Origin of the sequence: Ruminococcus sp. RTP21198st1_G1_RTP21198_201120, from assembly GCF_040924265.1 — a bacterium.
Taxonomy (GTDB): domain Bacteria; phylum Bacillota; class Clostridia; order Oscillospirales; family Ruminococcaceae; genus Hominimerdicola; species Hominimerdicola aceti.
Window position 1 is genome coordinate 1 of the sequence record NZ_JBCOMH010000026.1, and the last position, 20,076, is coordinate 20,076.

The window sequence follows — 20,076 nt, forward strand, 5'->3', positions numbered from 1 at the left end:
GTGATATATTAAAGCCCGTGGGCTTCCATATCGAGGAAATCCACGGGCTTTGTTGCGCTTTTTTTTACAGCGCCTTTCTCTTTTTGTCGTACTTCATACTGTCAGCGACAGCAGTCGCTACGGCAACGTTGAAACGGTAGTAAATGTCAATCTCCTGTGTGCGATGACCGCTGCTCTTGTCAGGCGCATGAACTACGATCTTCTCGATAAGCTCGTGCATGATCTCTGGTGTAAGTTCCGTTATATTTTCGTACTTCTGCACCACCTGAATGAAAGCGGTCACATCAGCAGACTTCTGCTCGGCAGTATCAATGAAGGAAGTAAGCCCTGCTACTGTAGCTTTGAGGTTCTTCTGCTCGACCTCATATCCTGCCGACATCATCGCAAAGCGTTCATCAGAAATTTTTCCAGATACATTATCCTCATAGAGCCTTGTGAAAAGTCTGTCAAGTTCAGCGATACGCTTCTCAGACTGTTTCAGAGCTTTCTTTGCCTTAGAAAGTTCCGAGGACTGATTCTGAACGGAGTTATTCATAGCCGCCTGCACGAATTCCTCCTCGTTTTCCCTGACATTCACAAGCAGTTTGTTCAGCTCACTCAGTACGATTTCTTTCATCACAATCGTCCTGATGAAGTGAGCTGAGCAAGCATCCTTATCTAAGGAGTATGTTGAACACTTCAAATGCTCCTGATCGGCGGTCAGACTTGTTGCACGGCACAGATACATTTTCTTTCCGCAGTCAGCGCAGTAAACCATACCCGAAAACGGATTGACTTCTTCGTGTTTAGTCGGTCTGCGCTTGTTCTTGCGAAGCTCCTGCACCAGATCAAACTCCTGTTGTGTGATAATAGGTTCATGGGTATTCTCAAATATCAGCCAATCCTCTTTCGGATTATTCACACGCTTCTTGTTTTTGTAGGATTTTACATGAGTGCGAAAGTTGACCGTGTGTCCGCAATATTCTGGTTTCTCAAGTATTCCTGAAATAGTTTCACTGCCCCAGCGATCAAGCTTAGCATTCTTGTGACCGTTATCCCTGCCCTGCGATAATGCGTAAGCCGTAGGAGTCGGTATACCCTCCTCCGTGAGAATACGGGCAATCTGTGCCGGACCGTAGCCGTCAATACAAAGACGAAAAATCTTACGAACTACTTCGGCAGTCTCATCGTCAATCACCCACAGGTTCTTATCCGTTTCCGATCTTTTGTAACCGTAAATCGGATAGGAAAGCGGTTTGCCCGACTGACCCTTTGCCTTGAAAACAGCTCGAATCTTCTTACTTGTATCACGAGCGTACCAGTCATTAAAAATGTTCTTGAACGCCATCAGCTCGTTCTCGCTTTTTAAAGTATCAACTCCGTCATTGATCGCAATGTAGCGAACATCATAATCGGGAAAAATAATCTCGATGTACTCGCCAGTTTTCAGATAATCACGACCAAGCCTTGAAAGATCTTTGGTAATGACCGTGCTGACCTTACCAGCTTCTACGTCAGTCATCATTGCTTTGAAGCCGTCACGCTCGAATGTTGTACCTGAAACTCCGTCATCGACATAGTAAACGGTATTACTAAAGCCATTATCCTCTGCATACTTTTTGAGGATAGCCTTCTGATTGGTGATACTGTTGCTTTCACCCTGTAACATATCGTCCTGCGAAAGACGACAATATAATGCTGTTATCTTGTCTGTCATATTAAACCTTCCTTTCCGACAGATACAGCAAGCTATGTTATCATTATAGCGCGCATTTTCACATGATTCAATGCGCCGATATTCCAAAGTTACACAGCCTGCTTCTCGGGTTCTTGTCCGGATTCACCGAGGAGTTTTTCACTTTCTCGAATAATCAGCCTTTTCATTATTTCCGAAAGACTTTCATTTGAAACAGGGCTGAATACAGTTGTCACTGTATAAAAGGTATGCCCAATTTTGTATTCGGACTTTGTGGTAAAAGGATTGTCTGCCTTTTCTTTATCTACGGCAGTATTGTTATTATTCATAGCTTGTACTCCTTAGCTTCTCTTTCTCTATGCTTTTAGAGCGAGGGGGGCGCTTTCTCTATCAGCCCCTCTTTCTGTTTTTGATATAGCCGTGCGTAACGGCATCGCTGCCGCCCCATACACAGCTCACGTCTTGTTGTCGGATATATGTTAATCCTCGTAAGGATTCTGCTTATCCGTAAAGCTCATCTGCTGACCGAATTTATCATCGCTGTTATCGGTATCGCCGTCTTTCTCATCAACGGACTTCGCAGTAGCATCAATACCCGAATCGGTCAGACCGTTTTTTTTCAGCTTTGCCGACTGCTCACGTTCTCTTGCAAGAACTTCGAGCAACTCACGACCTTCGCAGTTGTATTCTGCTTTGATCTCAAGATAGCTCAGGTGAGCATTCTCGTCTAACAACTTTTTGAGCTTTGCCTTGCTGGTCTCGATCGTCGCCTTCAGCTTCTTGATTCTCTTCTCATTCTCCTCGATCTTTTCAAGATACAGCCCCATCGCATTCACCTCACTTTCTGTTTCAACATATTTATGAAACGCATATTTGCGGTCAAATGATCTGACCACGATCACATTATATCGCGCGCTGCCGTATCAAAACAAGCCGCAATGCGCACAAACTTTTGTTCATAGCCTATTAACAATCAACCGGGGAAATTTGCGATTCGAAATTATGAAATGACGCTATTACGCTAATATTTCCACCCGGTCATTTTGACGAAGCCGCTTCTGACTGCCTAAAAAATTTTTCGGATAGCCATTGACGGATTTCGAAATCTTTGGTATAGTGAATATGGGGAATCGCAGTAGCGACGATGATAGAGAAACAGAAGAAGTCGCACAGCTGCAATTCTCGATAAGCGAGAAAAAATCCGAGCTGAAAAGCTCGAAAATGAGATCTTGACCCGCAGGGGCAAATGACTCCCAGCAAGCTCGGTATCATGTGGGCGCACACAGCGACTTTCACATGATACAAAGCTTGGCAGAGGGCGCTGCCCCTACGACCCCGAATTAACAAAAACAGAGAAAGGAAAACTGAAAAGATGAAAGACGAGAACAAGCGTGATCTATGCCTTAAGGTAAGAGTAAGTCAGGCAGAAATTGATGCCATCAAGAAGAAGTTTGAGAACAGTGGCATGAGCAGTCTGAGTGGATTTGTTCGTGCGATGATCTTTGAGGGATACATCGTCCACATGGACGAGAACGAGCTTCACAAGATTTATAAGCTCGCCACAAATATTGCCAACAATATCAATCAGATCGCTGTCCGTGTAAACAGCACGGAAAATATTTATAATAATGATATTGCCGAGATCAAGGACGGAGTAAACAAGCTTTGGCAGCCGTTAAACTTTCTGCAAGGTAAGGTTTTGCAGTTGAAGCATTGATCGTAAAACAAAAGTGCTGCCAGGAGTTTTCCTGACAGCACTAAATCTGATATGTGCACATTTCACCAAAATGGTTACAATCATCCTGCAAAGCTGGACTCTGGAGAGATTATCCGCTATAATAGATTCACAATAAAACTTTTGGAAGTAATAGCTATGTTGAAAACACCTGAATTAGCGATGCCGAGAACACGCAAGGTCACTACCATATGCAACAGCAAACGAGAGGTATGGGAGGACTACGAAGAAGCAAAGGCATATTTCCTCGAACTCATGATGTCTACCGAGGAAGAGGAACGGGATCGTGCGGGGTGCGTTTATATCCAGCTCATACATGGGCTGAGTTACTGCACGGACTGAACATTTACAATCTACCTGCCAAATTAAAGAAATACCGCAGACAAGATCAATTATGTCAGCGGTATTTTCTTTAGGTTTATATACTGCTTTAAGCGAACAGCTCTCCCGCCGTATCCTTATAATACTCCGCCTGAGCTGCCCACAAAGCCGCATAAATTTTATGCTCGTCGATCAGACTATCGTGTGTCCCTCGTTCAATAATTCGCCCGTTATCCATAACAGTTATCTCATCACAGAAACGGCAGGATGAAAGACGGTGAGAAATGTATATAGCCGTTCTTGTACCAACTATTCCGTTAAATTTGGTGTAAATGTCATGCTCTGAGATAGGGTCAAGCGCCGCTGTCGGCTCATCAAGAACTATAAAAGGCGAGCCTTTGTATATCGCCCTTGCAAGACATAATTTCTGGGTCTCTCCGCCAGAAATTTCTACACCGCTTTCGTCAAAATCCTTGTAAATACAGGTCTCAATGCCGTTATCCATAGCTTTGAGCCGTTCACCCAATCCTGCACGAATAACACAGTCCTTTACACGCTCGCTGTCATAATCGGTATCGGCGGCAACATTCTCCGCAAGGCTGAAGGAAAACAGCTTTGAGTCCTGAAACACCACAGCAAACAACTCCATATACTCTTCGTATTTGTATTTTCTGATGTCAATTCCGTTGAGTGTTATCTCACCTTCGGTAGGGTCATACAGCCTGCAAAGCAGCTTCACAAGCGTGGATTTTCCGCAGCCGTTCTTACCCACAAGAGCCATTTTCTCACCAATACGCCATTTTAGATTTATGTCTTTCAACACATATTCTTGGCTGTCGGGATATTTGAACCAAACGTGTCTGAATTCAAACTCATATTCGTTGTCATTCCGCTTTTCGGTGGGAATAGTACCCTTGTATTTTTCGTCGGGAATGTCGAGAAAGTCGAAATATTTTCTGCAGAATGTGGGTGTTATTTTCAGCAGTCCGTACCCGTTGGATATTTCGGAAATGCCTGCCGAAATGTTTTCAAAATACAATGCAAAAGCAATAACCTCGCCCGGTGTTAACATTCCGCTTGCTGCCCTCATGACTGCAAAGCCGTACATCAGTACCTTTGTAAGAATATTTACAAGTTGAAAAACAAAATTCGGTAACAGTTCCTTTTTATAGCCTTTTAGCCAACCGTCAAAATTCGTTTTCTGTGCAATATTAAGCTCTTTTTCAATAAGTCTCTGCTGAGAGTACATTCTTATCTCTTTTCCGGTACGATAATTGTTTAGCACATACTGATTAAAAAAAATCTCAACACGTTTTGCCGCAATTATGTTTTTATCGTTTTGTACCTCCTCAAAACCAAGTATCGATTTCGGAATTATCACCAGCGATTTTATAAGTTCCAGAACCGCTGTTATGACCGCCACTGCAATAAATCCCCATACAGATTGAATAAAGCCCTCAAGACCTGCTGTCGCTGTGGGACTTCTGAACGCTGTTGGGATAATAAGCAGAACGCCCGTTACCACCATAAAAAGTCCGCCTATGGTAAGTTTAAAACAATTGCAGACTGCACTGATACCTGCGTTATTATTATTTGGCTGACGCTGTGCGTTTGCAAACCTGTTCTGAGTGTCGGTGCTTTCAAGATGAATATAATCCATTGTCATTACTTTCTGCCAAAGGTTCTTTTGTAGATTTGTGTCCCGTGCAAATTTATGAGAATCCTTACGTCTGAATAGGAATCTCTGTATTACAGAAAGTAAAGCCTGAACACCAACCACTATCACTGCATACAGCAGCAAGGTTTCAACGGGCTTAGCCTGCGCTATTCCGTCAATAACAAGTGCAGACAGATAAATGGATATAAACTGCTCCGAAAGATCAATACAGTATTTAAATGTATCTCTTGCCACAAAGCCTTTGTCTGCGGCATTTACAGCTTTTAGCGTTTGTCTGATCATTTCACGTTTCTCTTTTGCCGTAAGTTTTGTTTCTGTATTCTCACTCATTTGTCTGCACCTCCTCGCCGTTGTAATATGAGCTTTGAAGTTCATAAAGTTCAGCATACTTTCCACCATACTTCATAAGCTCAGAGTGTGTGCCTTCTTCGATCATAGCACCATTTTCTATCATTATTATCCTGTCACAAAAACGTGTTGATGCAAGCCTGTGTGAAATAAACACGCTCGACTTTCCCTTTGAAAAGTCTGCATAATTCAGATACATTTGCTGTTCGGCAATAGGGTCAAGCGCAGCTGTCGGCTCGTCAAGGAGTAAAACAGAACCGCCCTTATACAATGCCCTTGCCAACGCCAGCTTTTGGGTCTGTCCGCCGGAAAGCTCCGTTGCATTCTCAAAAACTGATTTCACAAGACGGGTGTTTTCCTTTTCAGGCAGGCTCATGACCTTATCATATAATCCAGCCTTTTTCAGACAATCATGCACCCTGTCCATATCAATATTGTCAATTTCCGCTCCTGCAACATTTTCTGCTATTGTAACAGGCAACACCGAAACATCCTGAAATACTGCCCCAAAAAGGCTGAAATATTCATCTCTGTTATAGCTGTTCACAGACTTGCCATTTAGTAAGATCTTGCCCTCGGTCGGGTCATAAAGCCCACACATTAGCTTTATCAGTGTTGTTTTTCCTGCTCCGTTAAGTCCCACCAAAGCAAGCTTTTCACCCTTGTGGAGAGTGAACGAGATGTTCTGTATAGTAGGCTTTTCAGCACCGCTGTATTTATAGCTTACGTTTCTGAATTCTATTTCACATTCACCAGTGGGCAGCTTTTCACCCTTGCTGCGATTAGCCTTGTCTGTTATATCAAGATACTCCCTTGAATATGAAATGTTATTTGACAGCCAATTAAATCCCGAATATTTATCAAAAACATTTCTGACAGCAGAGCTGAACTCAGAAATAGAGCCAAAATAAAGAACAAAATCTCCTGCACCGATATTGCCTTTCACTATCATATAGATCACATAGGCGTATGCGGCGAAATTTGATAAATATATCATAAGAACACGAGCGAGGTCATGCCTGAACGACCATTCGTCCTGCTGTTCATACCAGTTAAGGCGGTTAGCATATGACCGTGCAAACAGCTTATTAAACCACTTATCCATACCGTAAACACGAACGTCCTTTGCAGTAGAAAAGCCGCCTCCTGCGTGTTGGATATAGTCAAGCTCCCTGTCGTATTTCTGCCAGTTATCTGACATATTCCATATCCACTTCATTTTGTGCCGCTCAATGTAAAAGCTTGCGATCGCAGGTACGCCGACGATAAGCAGCATTATAGGATCAAGCATTGACAGGATAGAGCCGTACGCTACTGCCTGCAATACCGCCATCAAAAAATATTCTATGGTACTTATGGTCTGCCATGTAATATAATCAGACCCGGTTTCCGCTTTTTTCAGAGCGTCATTTTTGTCACAGCTTTCGTTGTTTTCGTAATCTGTTGACATATTTTTTCGGATGATTTTTCGCATCATATGACAAAGGAATTTGTAATCGCCAACATAATTTTGATAAGATGCTGTTTCATTCCATATGTATTTTGATATGCGCTCACCTGTGATAAGCAGAAGGCATATAACCGCAAGCTTTGTTCTCTCCGAAGTACCTAGCGCAAGCTCTACCACATATTTGCTGATAAATGTTCCAAGCAGCGAGTTCACCACAGCCGAGATCAGTTCCACGATAAGCAGCAAAAACATAACAGGCTGACTTTTCCAAAGTTCCAAAAGAATATACCGCATATTCTCCCACGTTTTGTATTTTATCTTCGCCTGTTCCTTATTGTAATTATCCCAGACCTTTTTTCGTTTTTCCTTAGTATATTTTGCGATCTTAACACGTTTCATTTTTCTCACTTCCTTACAACACAGCATATCACAAAATTGACCGTTTGTGTTGATTTCGGAACGAACGGTAAATATACGGAACGAAAGGTAAGATTTATCCGCTTAATGGTAATAATAACTCCGTTGCAAACACTCCTTCTTCATACTGACGGTTGACATATCCGCCATACTTCTTTGCAATACGGTCGATACGAAACAGTCCAAAACCGTGAGTGCCTGCCTTTGTAGTGCGAAAAATACCCTTGTCACGCTGAATGGAGGGAGAGGAGTTCTGTACTGAGAGATAAAACTGTCCTTTGAACTTGTCAATGTACACACGAAGAAAGCGCTTGTCACAGGGCAGTTTCTCACACGCTTCTATAGCGTTATCAAGGAGATTTCCGAGCACGGAACACATTTCCACATCTGTCATTTCAATACCTTTTGGAATGTGTGCCTTGACATTGAGCTGAATGCTTTTTTGCTCCGCAACAGACAGCTTGCTGTTCAGCACAGCATCCGCCATGACATTACCTGTCTGAATGGAAGTATCAGTTTGAGTCAGATCATCGGCAAGTTCATCAAGATACTGTTCCAGCTCGCCTTGGTCACCGTCGAGGCGGTTTTTCATATTTTGAATATGATTGCGGTAATCGTGCCGCCATTCCTGCATCTGACGGTACATATTCTGTATTTCCACAGTCTGCTTGCTGATAAGGTCACTCTGAAACCGGGCAATACGCTTATCCACCAGATGATAAAACAGTTTGCGAAGCAAGAAAAATGCAGAAATCAGCAGTGCAATACAGGCGATAGTAATAGCTGTTTTCATTCCCGGTTCTCCTTGTAATATGCAATAAATGCTCTGTTTACGCTGTCGTATAATCTGCGTGAAACAGGTATCTTTTTTCCGCTGTCCATTGTGACCTCAGTTTTGGAAATACTGCTGATGTATCCAATGTTCACTATATAGGAACGGTGACAGGGCACAAAGTCTTTTCCAAGCTTTTCAGCAGTAGTGCTTAATCCACAGGTGCAGATAACTTCTTTACCGTCCCAAAGTGTAACTTGCGTTTTCTTCCCGAATGCTTCAAGATATACTATATCATCGTAGTTTACACAAACAGACTCATCACCAACAGGCAGAATAACTCTGCGGTATGCTTTGTGACGGTCTGCATACCGGTCAAGCACAGCAAAAAGTTTATTCTTGTCCACAGGCTTCAGCAGATAATGAAGAGCTTCCACATCATAGCCGTCCTGCATAAACTCAGAGTAGCCAGTGATGAATATAATCGGCAGCATATCACCTTTTGCTCTCAGGTTTCTGGCAAGTTCCATACCGTTCATATTACCTATTTCAATATCAAGCAGAAGAAGGTCACAATGTTTGTCGGGATAGCTGAACAGAAATTGTTCTGCCGAATTGTATTCCGTAATAATAATCTGATTGTTCCATTCTCTCAGCATATTTTTCAAATAGTTGGTCTGACTTTTATCATCGTCACATATTGCTATTGTTAACATCTGTGCTCACTTCCATAAAGCGTTCGTTGTTTCTCCAATTATATCAGATAGAAGTGAAAAAGTCAATTGACAGAAAATCAATAGAGCCTTTCTCCGTGTTTTGATGAAAATCTGCTATACATACGAAAAACAGGCAGATACCTTATACGAAGTATCCGCCTGTTTTTGTTTCATAGCCTGCTGTATAGGTCTTTACATAATAGTTGTTGAAAAACTTCTATATTAGTACCGACCTAAGGTCGGGCGGTATTTTTATACCCAAATACTATACATTTTTCATGTGTTTTCCGTCAAATCTGCCAATTCACACCCCAAAATTTGTGCAAACAAATGATTTATAATTTAATTTGGCAACATTTCTGCAATTGTTGCATTTTTTCTGCAACAAAATACCCACTTTTCGTGTATAAGTAGAAGAGGTTTCACCACAAATCGGAAACCTTGCGGAGCGACAGTGTATGAGGAAACATTTTGTCAACGTGAGTTAGGTGAACACGATGAGAGGTTCTGATCGCACAGAAAAGCACTTCCTGCACTCCGTCTGAAGCTTGAAAATTGAATATTTATACCGACACACCTTAGCTATACCTCATGAGCATACTGCTAAATTTAATTGTTATAACCGCCTTTGTTGACATTATTCATATAAAATGGTATACTTAAAATAAAATTTATACATAATGAAAAGAGTAAATGTGATGAATAAACATACCACTATCGATAAGTCAACAGGCGAGAAAAAATGTAGCTGCTTTAAACGTTGCGGCGGCTGTCAGTTGGATAAGGCCTACGCCCAGCAAATAGAATGGAAGCAGGCAAAAGCCGATAGAATGTTGAGCCGCTTTTGCAGACCTCAGCAGATAATAACTATGGACTACCCCTATAATTATCGCAATAAAGTCCAAACTGTCTATAAGGTCAATAGCTCAAAGCGTATCGTCTCAGGAGTATATCAGTCCTCTACCCATAGTATGGTAATAACTGACGATTGCTTTTTGGAGGATATAAGAGCACAGCAAATAGTTGCTACCTTTAAAGAGCTTATGGTTGACTTCCGTATCCTTCCATATAACGAGGAAAGCGGTCAGGGCCTTCTTAAGCATACCCTTATCCGTACCTCCCAAACAACAGGCGAGGTAATGCTCGTGCTAGTTACAGCTACTCCGATATTTCCTGCAAAGAAAAATTTCGTTAAAGCTATTACTGAAAAACACCCGTATATAACCACTATCGTCCAAAACGTTAATAAAGGCAGAGTTCCTCTTACTTTGGGCGACCGTGATATTATAATGTACGGCAAAGGCTATATCACCGACGAATTTTGCGGCTGTAAGTTCAGAATATCACCTCATTCTTTCTATCAGGTGAACCCCGAGCAGACCGAAAAGCTCTATTCTAAAGCAGTTTCCTGTGCCGAGCTTAAAAAAGGCGATAAAGTTATCGACGCATATTGCGGAACAGGTACTATCGGTCTTATCGCTGCAAAAAGCGGTGCAGACGTGGCAGGCGTTGAGCTTAATGCCGAAGCCGTAAAGGATGCAGTTTCAAACGCCAAGCTCAATAAGCTTGACAATATCAGGTTTTATAATGAGGACGCAGGCGAGTTCATGACAAAGCTTGCGCAGGCAGGTGAGAGCTGTGATACAGTTTTCCTTGACCCTCCAAGAGCAGGCACAACAGAAGAATTTGTTGAAGCCTTGGGCAAACTCAGACCCGAAAAGATAGTCTACGTTTCCTGTAAAATAGAAACTCTCGAGCGTGATTTGAAGCTTCTTGCAAAAATAGGCTATAAAGCACAGCTTATCCAGCCCGTTGATATGTTCCCGCATACCACAGGTATCGAAAATGTGGTGCTTTTAAAAAGAAAAATGATATCGCTCACACCAAACAGAACACCTGATAAAAAGGGGGATAAAAAAAATTGAACGAAAAGGTAAAACTTCTCACAGATAATATCGAAAAAGTTATCGTCGGCAAGACAGACTCTGTGCTTAAAATAATCACAGCCATGCTTTGCGGCGGTCATGTTCTTATCGAGGACGTGCCTGGAGTAGGCAAAACTCAGCTTGTATCAGCCCTTGCAAGGTCAGTGGACGGCAAATATAACCGTATCCAGCTTACCCCTGACGTTATGCCGTCCGATATCGTTGGCTTTTCTATGATAGATCAGAAAACTCATGAACTTGAGTATAAGGAGGGTGTGGCAATGTGCAATTTCCTCTTGGCAGACGAAATAAACAGAGCCTCCCCAAAATCTCAGTCAAGCTTGCTTGAAGTCATGGAAGAACATCAGATATCCATTGACGGTAAAACTCATGAACTTCCATTGCCATTTATGGTGCTTGCCACACAAAACCCTGTGGAAACTTACGGCACTTATCATTTGCCTGAAGCCCAAATGGATAGATTTCTTATGAAGATATCAATGGGCTATCCCTCATATGATGATGAGCTTGATATAATGTCAAGAGCCGAAAGATCAGGCTTTGCAAAGAATATCCAGCCTGTCATGACCCTTGAAAACGTCCGTGAGCTTATGGGCTACGCTGAAAATGTGACCGCAGAGCTTTCCGTGAGAAAATATATCCTGAGCCTTGTTACCGCAACAAGAAATTCAGATTATGTAAAGCTTGGCGTTTCTCCCCGTGGAAGTATCGCACTTCTCAAAGCTTCAAAAGCCTATGCCTTTGTTCAGGGCAGAGGATTTGTCATGCCAGATGATGTCAAGGCTGTTATGCCTGACGTTCTTGCACATAGACTTATGCTTTCTCCTAAAGGCAAATCCGCCTTTGAAAATGAAAGGAAAGCTCTTGAAAATATCGCTCTTACAGTAAAATCACCTGACGCAATAGAGAAATAGAGGATATGACCCCATGAAAAATCTTTTAGGTTATCTTACCTGCGTGGCGGTGGCGATACTGCTTAGAGTTTATATAAACGGAAGCGGTGGTACGCTTGTGCTTTATCTTTTAGCTATAGCCTTTGTGATATCTCTTGTGGCACTTCTCATTACCAAGCGTAAACTTGTGGCAGCCATAAAGCTTTCCACAGAAATAAGTGCAAAGAACGAGGAGTTTGACGCTGACATAATGCTTTTAAATGCAATACGCATTATTCCCTCATGCGTTGTTGAGGTAACGGCAGAGTGTTCAGATAATATCGGTGCTGTAAGCCCACTTGAATTTAAAACTATCGTGGCAGGCGGCAGACAGCAAAGCGTTAGCGTTAAGCTGAAAACACGCTATGCAGGTCTTGGCACAGTGAAAATAAAAAGCATACGTCTGCATGACTATCTTGGAATAATCACCCTGCACCTTGACAGTTCACGTTATGAAAAAGCCGTGGGAAAAATAAAGATAATGCCGAATATCCCTGACACTGGCTCTCAAACAGAGCTTCTTAAAGCAACTTCCGAGAACGCTTCATTTGACGATAACGAAAGCGAATCAGATGAAAATGCACTTGGTCTTACAGGCGTTCCGGGCTATGACCACAGACAGTATGAGATAGGCGACCCGCTGAAAAGAATAAACTGGAAGCTTTCATCAAAGCGTGACGAGCTTATGGTGCGCCTTGATGAAAAGGTCACGGCTTCAAGTCAGGCGTTTTTCCTTGATATACCAAGCGAAAATCATGACCCTATGTTTGCTATGAATATTGATAATATAGTCGAAGCGAGCCTTGCAATGCTTTCAATGCTTATTATGGAAGGCTTCGAGAGTGAGTATAATTATTATCTTGACGGCTGGAAAAGCATGAAAATAAAGCAGGCAGGTGATATAATAGAGCTTCAAAACGACCTTGCGGCAATAGCACCATATCCGCAGGAAAAGCGTTTTGCCTTTTCTCATGAGATAGGCAAGACAGCTCCTATCTGCTTCACAGCCTGCATGGCGACTTCTCAGGGGGATTTTTCTTCTCTCATGGAAGAATTTAACGGCTCTTTTGTAGTAACACATCTTAGCGGCCTTGATAAGCAGACAGAAAATATGTGGCTTGTAGACGAAACTTTCGAGTTTCGTAAAATGACATAGGGGGTGTGGCTTTTGAATACTAAAACTGCTCAGATAAAAAACACCCTTGTGAATATTCTTTCAAAATATGCTTTGCCGCTGCTCCTTGGAGCAGTGGTCATGAACATAATCTTTAAGACCTATCTTGTAGACAATGTCAGACTTTATACTTTTGGATATGTGGTCTATGAATGTCTGCTGTTTGCTCTTTTTGAGTGGCTAAAGCCGAAAAAAGTCCTGCGAGGTCTTGTCTATACCGCCCTTATGGTGGCAGTGCTGTTTTTGGGCTTTCAGCTTCTTCGTGCTGGATTTGAACATTCTGGGAAATCATTTATCAATTGGTTTTATGTAAACAGGCAGGAGATAGGTCAGATAGATGAATATTTCTACTTTCTGTTTGTGGGACTAGGCTTCTTTATCATTTCGGTGCTTTATTATTTCACCATTGTGCGCTATAGAAGCTTTGGAACGATGCTCGTTGTGCTTTTTCCGTTTTTTATTTACGGTAAGCGTGCCGACTCAATGGATACTCTTGACATAACCATAATGCTCACTGTGTTCATTGCACTTATGGTGCACAGCAGACTTGTTTCAGACGAGAGCAAGCATGACCTTGTTATAAACGGCTCTTATGTGGCGGCATCGGCGGTTTTCGTTACCCTTGTGGGTGCGCTTGCAATGCTTATGCCGACTTCCTCAAAGACATCTTATCTTGAAAAAAATAGCAACTTCTTTGATGTGAATATCAAAAGCAGTGGCACATATGACAATCTTAGTGATGAGTCTTCCCCAAGATTTGGCGCAGACGCAACGGGCGAGATACTTTTCAACTTCACCACAACCTCTGATGAACAGGTCATTTATCTCCGCAGACAATCCTTTGACCTTTTCAGAAACGAGAAGTGGGTAACAGACGATAGCTTCTACGATTTTGATTTTGACAAAAATGTTTATCTTTACGGTGACAACGAGGTGAACTCACCGAGCTATGTTTACAGCATAGCAAAGTCACTTGCAGATAAGGATTACACCAAGGATCTTGGCGTGGACAGGTCACAGTTTCCTGATGATCTGTTCAGTGAAAAGGCAGTCATGAATCAGTTCAGCGACAGCTTTGCCCCTAGCTATATCCCTGCTCCACTGATGATAACCCCAGGGGAGAACAACGTTTATATCAAAACAACTCACAGCGAGGTCTACAGACCATATGACACCGCAGGAAATAAGCTTGGCATTAGCTTTGAGTATATTCCTGAAACGGAGAGAGAAAGACAGGCTGCGGCAAATCTTGATATGACCGAAAATCAGTTCAAACTTCTGCTTTCTTATGGTTTGACAAACGGAGATGTCACATCAAATCAAGCGCTGAATATTTATAAGATATATGCGTTGTACACAGATGTTTCTGCATATGACGATAAAGGCGGAAAAATGGAGGCTCTTGCGAAAAACATAACGGAAAACTGCAAAAATGATTATGAGAAAGCTCAGGCGCTTGTGGATTATTTTGAGCAGAACGGCTATGTTTACGATAACGAGTATGAGCCTGACGATGAGTCTATCGCATATTTTCTTTTCACGAGCAAGCGCGGAAACTGCACAAACTATGCCACAAGCATGACACTTATGGCGAGAATGCTGGGACTTCCAGCAAGGTATGTTGAGGGCTTTGCAGCATATGAAAAGAATGAACGTGGAGAGTTTGTGGTAAGAGATAGCCATGCTCACGCTTTTGTAGAGGTCTTTATCACAGGCATTGGCTGGATGACTTTTGACCCGACAGTTCCGGGCTATCAGCGTGACTACAGTGCAAACGGTACGAACTTTGATGTTTCAACTTTTGTAAGCTATTTCAGCAGGATCGCACTGTTTATCGGTGTAGCGTTTGTGCTTGTGGTTTTCGTATTCCTTAACAGAATTATCGAGGTATTTTTCCGACTGTCACTTAAATTCAGAGATAACGGAGAAAAGGTCATAAGGCTTTACAGGCGAGTGGTAAGGCTTTTGACCATAGCTTCTAATGATAGGCTATCGGGATACACGCCTGAAATGATAAGAGAATATCTTGTTAAGAGGCGTGGAGTTGAGCTTGGCGGTCTTATAGATCTTTTTGAAAAGACCTGCTTCGGTGGATATGTTCCTGATGAAGCCGAGTGGAAAATGGTCTATGCAGATTACAAAGTACAATGGAAAAAGCTCACAAAGCGTGAGAAAACTTCTTTGGAGCTTGATAAGAATATGTAATGAAATGGCTGTGCGGAAAAAAATCACGCACGGCTATTTTTTTGTATAAAAAAGGCTGCCGTATAAAACAGCAGCCTGAGAGTGTAAAAAATCTCTGAAATAGTGGAACATCAAGGACGCTCACTGTATCTGATATTTAATTAAAGTGAAGCAAGAAGATCGCTCATTGCGTAAAGTCCTGCCGGCTTTCCACAAAGGAAAACGCCTGCATTCACTGCACCCACAGCGAAAACCTGCTTTGAATGAGCCTCGTGCTTGAGGGAGATGACTTCATCTCTGCCTGCAAAGATTATCTCATGCTCGCCAACAATAGTGCCGCCACGGACAGAGTGCATACCGATCTCGGTCTTTTCTCTCTTTGCTCTTACAGAATGACGATCGTAAACATAGTGATACTTGTTGTCAAGCTCCTCGTTTATTGCGTCTGCAAGCATGATAGCAGTGCCTGACGGAGCGTCTATCTTCTGGTTATGGTGCTTCTCGATTATCTCGATATCATACTGACCGCCAAGAACTTTTGCGGCAGTTTTTGCAAGATTTGCAAGAAGATTTATACCAAGGGTCATGTTGAATGTGAAGAAAACAGGTATCTGCTCGGAAGCCTTGTGTATCTTCGCTGTATCCTCTTCTGTATAGCCTGTGGTAGCTATTACAAGGGCAGTGCCGTTTGAAAGGCAATAGCTGAGAAGTCCGTCCAGTGCGGAAGGGTGTGAGAAGTCGATTATTACATCAGGCTTTTCAGGCAGGTCGGCAGGCTCTTTTACAACAGGGAAGTCTGCATAAGCCTCGCCGAACTTGTCGATACCTGCGCTTACTGTGCAGTCGTCACGCTCTGACATAACGTCATATATGAACCTGCCCATTTTTCCGCAGGCGCCACATATTGCGATCTTAGTCATTTATATCATTCCTTTTCTTTTTATTTATTGACCAGTATGTGCAGGGAAACGGGCGAACGCTGTTCGCCCCTACAGCACACCTTAAAATTTTGTTATAAACATAAAGGGCGAATTTCTCCGCCCTTTGTATATTTTACTTGATAAGTCCGAGAGCGTTCATTGACGCTTTCAGCTTTTCTATCTTATCATCGCTCATTCTTACAAGCGGCAGACGACACTCGCCGACCTCAAAGCCCATAAGATTAAGAGCTTCCTTGACAGGGATAGGGTTTACGTCGCTGAAAAGTGCCTTTGCAAAACCAAGGGTCTTGAATACCTTTTCTCTTGCTTCCTCATACTTTCCATCAAGGCAGAGCTGTGTGATCTCATGTGTTTCAAATGGCATACAGTTGGAAAGAACTGAGATAACACCCTTTCCGCCCAGAGCCATGATAGGAACGATCTGATCGTCGTTGCCTGAATAGATATCAAGGTCATCGCCGCAGAGAGCTGCTACCTGTGTTATCTGGCTGATGTTTCCGCTTGCTGCCTTGATAGCAACGATATTGTCTATCTTTGCAAGCTCACGGCAGGTCTCAGGAAGAATGTTCACACCTGTTCTTGACGGTACGTTGTAAAGAATGATAGGCAGTGTAACAGCCTTTGCGATAGCGGAGAAGTGTGCGATAAGTCCTGCCTGTGAAGTCTTATTATAATAAGGTGTAACACAAAGCAGAGCGTCAGCACCAAGCTCCTCAGCCTTCTTAGAAAGGTTTACGGCATACTCTGTATGGTTTGAGCCTGTGCCTGCGATAACAGGAACTCTGTGATTTGTCTTTTCAACAGCATAGCGGATACACTCGATATGCTCCTCATCTGTCATGGTAGCACTTTCGCCTGTTGTTCCGCAGATTATGATAGCGTCTGTGCCGTTGTCGATGTTGAAATCGATAAGCTCTCCCAGCTTGTCAAAGTTGATAGAGCCGTCAGCGTTCATAGGTGTAACGATAGCAACGCCTGCACCTGTGAAAATAGTCTTTTTCATAAACAGCACTCCTTTCGTGCGTATATATGTGTTATATTAGTCAAAATAGCCCTTTGCTGCAAGAAGCTCAGCCAGCAGAACTGCTCCGCCTGCCGCACCTCTCAGTGTATTGTGTGAAAGGCAAACGAACTTATAGTCATACTGTGAATCTTCTCTCAGTCTGCCTATAGAAACTGCCATGCCGCCCTCAAGGTTTCTGTCGAGCTTAGCCTGTGGACGATCGTCCTCTGTGAAGTAGTTAAGGAACTGCTTTGGAGCGCTTGGAAGCTGAAGTTCCTGTGGAACACCGCTGAAATCTTTCCAAGCCTGAAGGATCTCTTCCTTAGAAGGTTTATTCTCAAATGATACGAAAACTGCTGCTGTGTGACCGTCGGAAACAGGAACTCTCAGGCACTGTGTTGTGATAGCTGGAGCTGTTGCGTCAACGATAACGTCGCCCTCGATATGACCCCAGATCTTAAGAGGCTCTTTCTCAGACTTTTCTTCCTCACCGCCGATATAAGGGATAACGTTGTCAAGTATCTCAGGGAAGCTTTCAAATGTCTTGCCTGCGCCTGAAATTGCCTGATATGTGCAGGCAAGAGCCTTTGTTACCTTATACTTATCCATAAGAGGTGCAAGAGCAGGAACGTAAGACTGGAGTGAGCAGTTAGACTTAACTGCGATAAATCCTCTCTTTGTGCCAAGTCTTTTTCTCTGTGAAGCGATTATCTCGATATGCTCAGGGTTTACCTCAGGAATGACCATTGGAACATCAGGAGTATGTCTGTGTGCGGAGTTGTTTGATACAACAGGGCATTCAGCCTTTGCATACTTTTCTTCAAGGGCTCTTATCTCGTCTTTCTTCATATCAACTGCGCAGAATACGAAATCCACCATTGAAGCGATCTTCTCAACGTCCTCCTCGGCGTTCAGAACTGTAAGCTCACCGATAGCTTCCGGCAGAGGCTCTGAAAGCTTCCACTTGCCTGCAACTGCGTCCTTGAGCTTTTTGCCTGCCGAACGTGGTGAAGCGGCAACGCATACTACATTGAACCATGGGTGTTTGTCAAGAAGCAGAGAAAATCTCTGACCTACCATTCCTGTTGCACCGATGATACCGACATTGTACTTTTTCATATTAAAACTCCTTTTCCTGTGCCATGGTAACAATTTTCTTTGGCGTTATACACTAAAATATGCCGCTGTTCAAATGTTATTTTGCACAAAACATAAAAAATAAACAAATAATAAAAAAACTGGTTGAAAACCAGTTCATCATACAATATAATAAGAATGTTGACATAAAAATTTATGCCGATAGCACTCCACCATTTGTAATGATGACAACTGATAGTCTATTAAACTAACAGTCAGCAGGAGTGTTCCCGATACTCCGCTTCGGCAGTTTTACCTTTCTCATTTACCATAGGCGTTGGGACGCTGTTGTGTGGGGTCACACGAAAAATGATACTCATTTCAACTGCACCTCTATCTGTTCTGTTTAATGATAACAAATATTTAGCGTTCTGTCAATACATATAGATAAAAATATTTTAATTTTCTGTAAATTAATAAGTTTATATGAAATTAAATGACTTTAAAGAATGTTGACAGTTGTTGGAATAAGGACTTTGAGAATGGTGAGAGTGGGACGTAGAGGACGCCGTTGCCTACATTATTATAATTATTATATTTTAAGTAAATAGGAGATATTTAAAATGCTTGATATCAACAATATGAAAAGATCGGATTTTTATTATGACCTGCCGCAGGAGCTTATTGCACAGACCCCTGTCGAGCCTAGAAATGCTTCGAGAATGATGAAGATAAACAGGCAGACGGGAGAGGTGGTACACGACCATTTCTATAATCTATGCAATTATCTCAAAAAAGGTGACTTGCTTGTGCTTAACGACTCAAAGGTGCTTCCTGCGAGGATATACGGCGAGCGTGAGGACACAGGCTCGTTCATTGAGTTTTTGCTTGTGGAGCAGAAAGAGAACATGGTCTGGGAGATTCTTTGCAGACCCGGAAAGAAAGCCAAGATCGGCACAAGATTTGTTTTTGGCGGTGGTAAGCTGAAGGCGGAGATAATTGATGTGTTGGAGGACGGAAACCGTATCGCACGATTTGAGTGCGAGGAGAATTTCTTTGCCACACTTGACGAGATAGGTCAGATGCCTTTGCCACCTTATATTACTGAAAAGCTGAAGGACAAGGACAGATACCAGACGGTTTATGCTCATGAGCTTGGCTCGTCTGCTGCGCCGACTGCCGGTCTGCATTTTACTGAGCAGCAGCTTGAGGACTTAAAGGCAATGGGTGTGAACATTGCGTATGTTACTCTGCACGTTGGTCTTGGCACTTTCAGACCTGTTAAGGAGGACAAGGTCCTTGACCATAAGATGCACAGGGAACATTATGAGCTTAGCCGTGAAACTGCAGACATGATAAACGAAACGAAGAAAAATGGCGGACGTGTTATTGCGGTGGGTACTACTTCATGCAGGACGCTGGAGAGCGTGGCGGCATTCAATGACGGAAAGATAGTTCCATGTGACGGTTACACGGAGATATTTATTTATCCTGGCTTTGAGTTCAAGGTGCTTGACGGACTTGTTACTAATTTTCACCTGCCTGAAAGCACGCTTATAATGCTTGTTTCTGCATTTATGGGATACGAGAACACTATGAATGCTTACAAGATAGCGGTTGAAGAGAAATACAGATTTTTCAGCTTTGGTGATTGTATGCTCATAATATCTGAGTGAGGAATTAAGGTATCGTCTGCAGCGATGATAT

General features: G+C 42.7%; 17 protein-coding genes and 1 riboswitch. Of the genes, 7 read left to right on the top strand and 10 right to left on the bottom strand.

Features of this window, described 5'->3' with window-relative positions; genetic code table 11:
- Positions 1-64: 64 nt before the first annotated feature.
- The 3 genes from AB5627_RS13385 to AB5627_RS13395 form a co-directional block, all read right to left on the bottom strand.
- The gene (locus tag AB5627_RS13385; RefSeq protein WP_265290987.1) at positions 65-1,696 is read right to left on the bottom strand and encodes a recombinase family protein; all 1,632 of its coding nucleotides are present in this window, start codon (positions 1,694-1,696) and stop codon (positions 65-67) included.
- 89 nt (positions 1,697-1,785) lie between these two features.
- Positions 1,786-2,004: a hypothetical protein gene (locus AB5627_RS13390; protein WP_265290986.1), complete on the bottom strand. Its 219-nt coding sequence runs from the start codon at positions 2,002-2,004 to the stop codon at positions 1,786-1,788.
- A gap of 150 nt (positions 2,005-2,154) precedes the next feature.
- Complete coding sequence (locus AB5627_RS13395; protein ID WP_265290985.1) at positions 2,155-2,502, bottom strand: hypothetical protein; 348 nt, start codon at positions 2,500-2,502, stop codon at positions 2,155-2,157.
- Positions 2,503-3,047: 545 nt separating this feature from the next.
- Between AB5627_RS13395 and mobC the strand changes: the two genes are divergently transcribed.
- Both mobC and AB5627_RS13405 read left to right on the top strand, forming a co-directional pair.
- Positions 3,048-3,392 carry a plasmid mobilization relaxosome protein MobC gene (gene mobC / locus AB5627_RS13400; RefSeq protein ID WP_325213459.1) on the top strand — a complete coding sequence of 115 codons (345 nt, stop codon included), beginning with the start codon at positions 3,048-3,050 and terminating at the stop codon, positions 3,390-3,392.
- A gap of 156 nt (positions 3,393-3,548) precedes the next feature.
- The gene (locus AB5627_RS13405) at positions 3,549-3,752 is read left to right on the top strand and encodes a hypothetical protein (protein WP_265290984.1); all 204 of its coding nucleotides are present in this window, start codon (positions 3,549-3,551) and stop codon (positions 3,750-3,752) included.
- 88 nt (positions 3,753-3,840) lie between these two features.
- Here the strand turns inward: AB5627_RS13405 and AB5627_RS13410 are convergent, their stop codons facing one another.
- The 4 genes from AB5627_RS13410 to AB5627_RS13425 all read right to left on the bottom strand — a co-directional run bounded on the left by AB5627_RS13410 (position 3,841) and on the right by AB5627_RS13425 (position 9,112).
- Positions 3,841-5,739: an ABC transporter ATP-binding protein gene (locus tag AB5627_RS13410; RefSeq protein ID WP_265290982.1), complete on the bottom strand. Its 1,899-nt coding sequence runs from the start codon at positions 5,737-5,739 to the stop codon at positions 3,841-3,843.
- On the bottom strand, positions 5,732-7,606 hold the full coding sequence (locus AB5627_RS13415) for an ABC transporter ATP-binding protein (protein WP_265290981.1): 1,875 nt from the start codon (positions 7,604-7,606) through the stop codon (positions 5,732-5,734). Before AB5627_RS13415 ends, AB5627_RS13410 begins: the two co-directional genes overlap by 8 nt.
- 94 nt (positions 7,607-7,700) lie before the next feature.
- Positions 7,701-8,417, bottom strand: coding sequence for a sensor histidine kinase (locus tag AB5627_RS13420; RefSeq protein ID WP_265290980.1), 717 nt, complete (start codon positions 8,415-8,417; stop codon positions 7,701-7,703).
- Positions 8,414-9,112: a LytTR family DNA-binding domain-containing protein gene (locus AB5627_RS13425; protein WP_265290979.1), complete on the bottom strand. Its 699-nt coding sequence runs from the start codon at positions 9,110-9,112 to the stop codon at positions 8,414-8,416. The genes AB5627_RS13420 and AB5627_RS13425 overlap by 4 nt, the downstream gene beginning before the upstream one ends.
- Before the next feature lie 698 nt (positions 9,113-9,810).
- Here AB5627_RS13425 and rlmD point away from each other — a divergent pair.
- Genes rlmD through AB5627_RS13445 form a run of 4 tightly spaced genes read left to right on the top strand, consistent with a single transcriptional unit; the run spans position 9,811 to position 15,369 of the window.
- Positions 9,811-11,037 carry a 23S rRNA (uracil(1939)-C(5))-methyltransferase RlmD gene (gene rlmD, locus AB5627_RS13430; RefSeq protein WP_022286931.1) on the top strand — a complete coding sequence of 409 codons (1,227 nt, stop codon included), beginning with the start codon at positions 9,811-9,813 and terminating at the stop codon, positions 11,035-11,037.
- Entirely contained in the window at positions 11,034-11,972 is a 939-nt protein-coding gene (locus AB5627_RS13435; protein WP_022286930.1) for a MoxR family ATPase, read from the top strand. The genes rlmD and AB5627_RS13435 overlap by 4 nt, the downstream gene beginning before the upstream one ends.
- 13 nt (positions 11,973-11,985) lie before the next feature.
- Entirely contained in the window at positions 11,986-13,146 is a 1,161-nt protein-coding gene (locus tag AB5627_RS13440; protein ID WP_022286929.1) for a DUF58 domain-containing protein, read from the top strand.
- 12 nt (positions 13,147-13,158) lie between these two features.
- The gene (locus AB5627_RS13445; protein WP_022286928.1) at positions 13,159-15,369 is read left to right on the top strand and encodes a transglutaminase domain-containing protein; all 2,211 of its coding nucleotides are present in this window, start codon (positions 13,159-13,161) and stop codon (positions 15,367-15,369) included.
- A 140-nt stretch (positions 15,370-15,509) separates the two neighbouring features.
- Here the strand turns inward: AB5627_RS13445 and dapB are convergent, their stop codons facing one another.
- The 3 genes from dapB to asd all read right to left on the bottom strand — a co-directional run bounded on the left by dapB (position 15,510) and on the right by asd (position 18,411).
- On the bottom strand, positions 15,510-16,268 hold the full coding sequence (gene dapB, locus AB5627_RS13450) for a 4-hydroxy-tetrahydrodipicolinate reductase (RefSeq protein ID WP_022286927.1): 759 nt from the start codon (positions 16,266-16,268) through the stop codon (positions 15,510-15,512).
- 133 nt (positions 16,269-16,401) lie between these two features.
- Complete coding sequence (dapA, locus tag AB5627_RS13455) at positions 16,402-17,292, bottom strand: 4-hydroxy-tetrahydrodipicolinate synthase (RefSeq protein ID WP_022286926.1); 891 nt, start codon at positions 17,290-17,292, stop codon at positions 16,402-16,404.
- Positions 17,293-17,328: 36 nt separating this feature from the next.
- Positions 17,329-18,411, bottom strand: coding sequence for an aspartate-semialdehyde dehydrogenase (gene asd, locus AB5627_RS13460; protein ID WP_022286925.1), 1,083 nt, complete (start codon positions 18,409-18,411; stop codon positions 17,329-17,331).
- Between the two features lie 173 nt (positions 18,412-18,584).
- Positions 18,585-18,773, bottom strand: a riboswitch (Lysine riboswitch).
- A 219-nt stretch (positions 18,774-18,992) separates the two neighbouring features.
- Between asd and queA the strand changes: the two genes are divergently transcribed.
- Entirely contained in the window at positions 18,993-20,045 is a 1,053-nt protein-coding gene (gene queA, locus AB5627_RS13465) for a tRNA preQ1(34) S-adenosylmethionine ribosyltransferase-isomerase QueA (protein ID WP_022286924.1), read from the top strand.
- The last annotated feature ends 31 nt before the right edge of the window (positions 20,046-20,076 follow it).

Bases quoted from the DNA above. Each gene is read 5' to 3' on its own strand.
- AB5627_RS13385 (WP_265290987.1), bottom strand. From the start codon at position 1,696: ATGACAGACAAGATAACAGCATTATATTGTCGTCTTTCGCAGGACGAT.
- AB5627_RS13390 (WP_265290986.1), bottom strand. From the start codon at position 2,004: ATGAATAATAACAATACTGCCGTAGATAAAGAAAAGGCAGACAATCCT.
- AB5627_RS13395 (WP_265290985.1), bottom strand. From the start codon at position 2,502: ATGGGGCTGTATCTTGAAAAGATCGAGGAGAATGAGAAGAGAATCAAG.
- mobC (WP_325213459.1), top strand. From the start codon at position 3,048: ATGAAAGACGAGAACAAGCGTGATCTATGCCTTAAGGTAAGAGTAAGT.
- AB5627_RS13405 (WP_265290984.1), top strand. From the start codon at position 3,549: ATGTTGAAAACACCTGAATTAGCGATGCCGAGAACACGCAAGGTCACT.
- AB5627_RS13410 (WP_265290982.1), bottom strand. From the start codon at position 5,739: ATGAGTGAGAATACAGAAACAAAACTTACGGCAAAAGAGAAACGTGAA.
- AB5627_RS13415 (WP_265290981.1), bottom strand. From the start codon at position 7,606: ATGAAACGTGTTAAGATCGCAAAATATACTAAGGAAAAACGAAAAAAG.
- AB5627_RS13420 (WP_265290980.1), bottom strand. From the start codon at position 8,417: ATGAAAACAGCTATTACTATCGCCTGTATTGCACTGCTGATTTCTGCA.
- AB5627_RS13425 (WP_265290979.1), bottom strand. From the start codon at position 9,112: ATGTTAACAATAGCAATATGTGACGATGATAAAAGTCAGACCAACTAT.
- rlmD (WP_022286931.1), top strand. From the start codon at position 9,811: ATGAATAAACATACCACTATCGATAAGTCAACAGGCGAGAAAAAATGT.
- AB5627_RS13440 (WP_022286929.1), top strand. From the start codon at position 11,986: ATGAAAAATCTTTTAGGTTATCTTACCTGCGTGGCGGTGGCGATACTG.
- dapB (WP_022286927.1), bottom strand. From the start codon at position 16,268: ATGACTAAGATCGCAATATGTGGCGCCTGCGGAAAAATGGGCAGGTTC.
- dapA (WP_022286926.1), bottom strand. From the start codon at position 17,292: ATGAAAAAGACTATTTTCACAGGTGCAGGCGTTGCTATCGTTACACCT.
- asd (WP_022286925.1), bottom strand. From the start codon at position 18,411: ATGAAAAAGTACAATGTCGGTATCATCGGTGCAACAGGAATGGTAGGT.
- queA (WP_022286924.1), top strand. From the start codon at position 18,993: ATGCTTGATATCAACAATATGAAAAGATCGGATTTTTATTATGACCTG.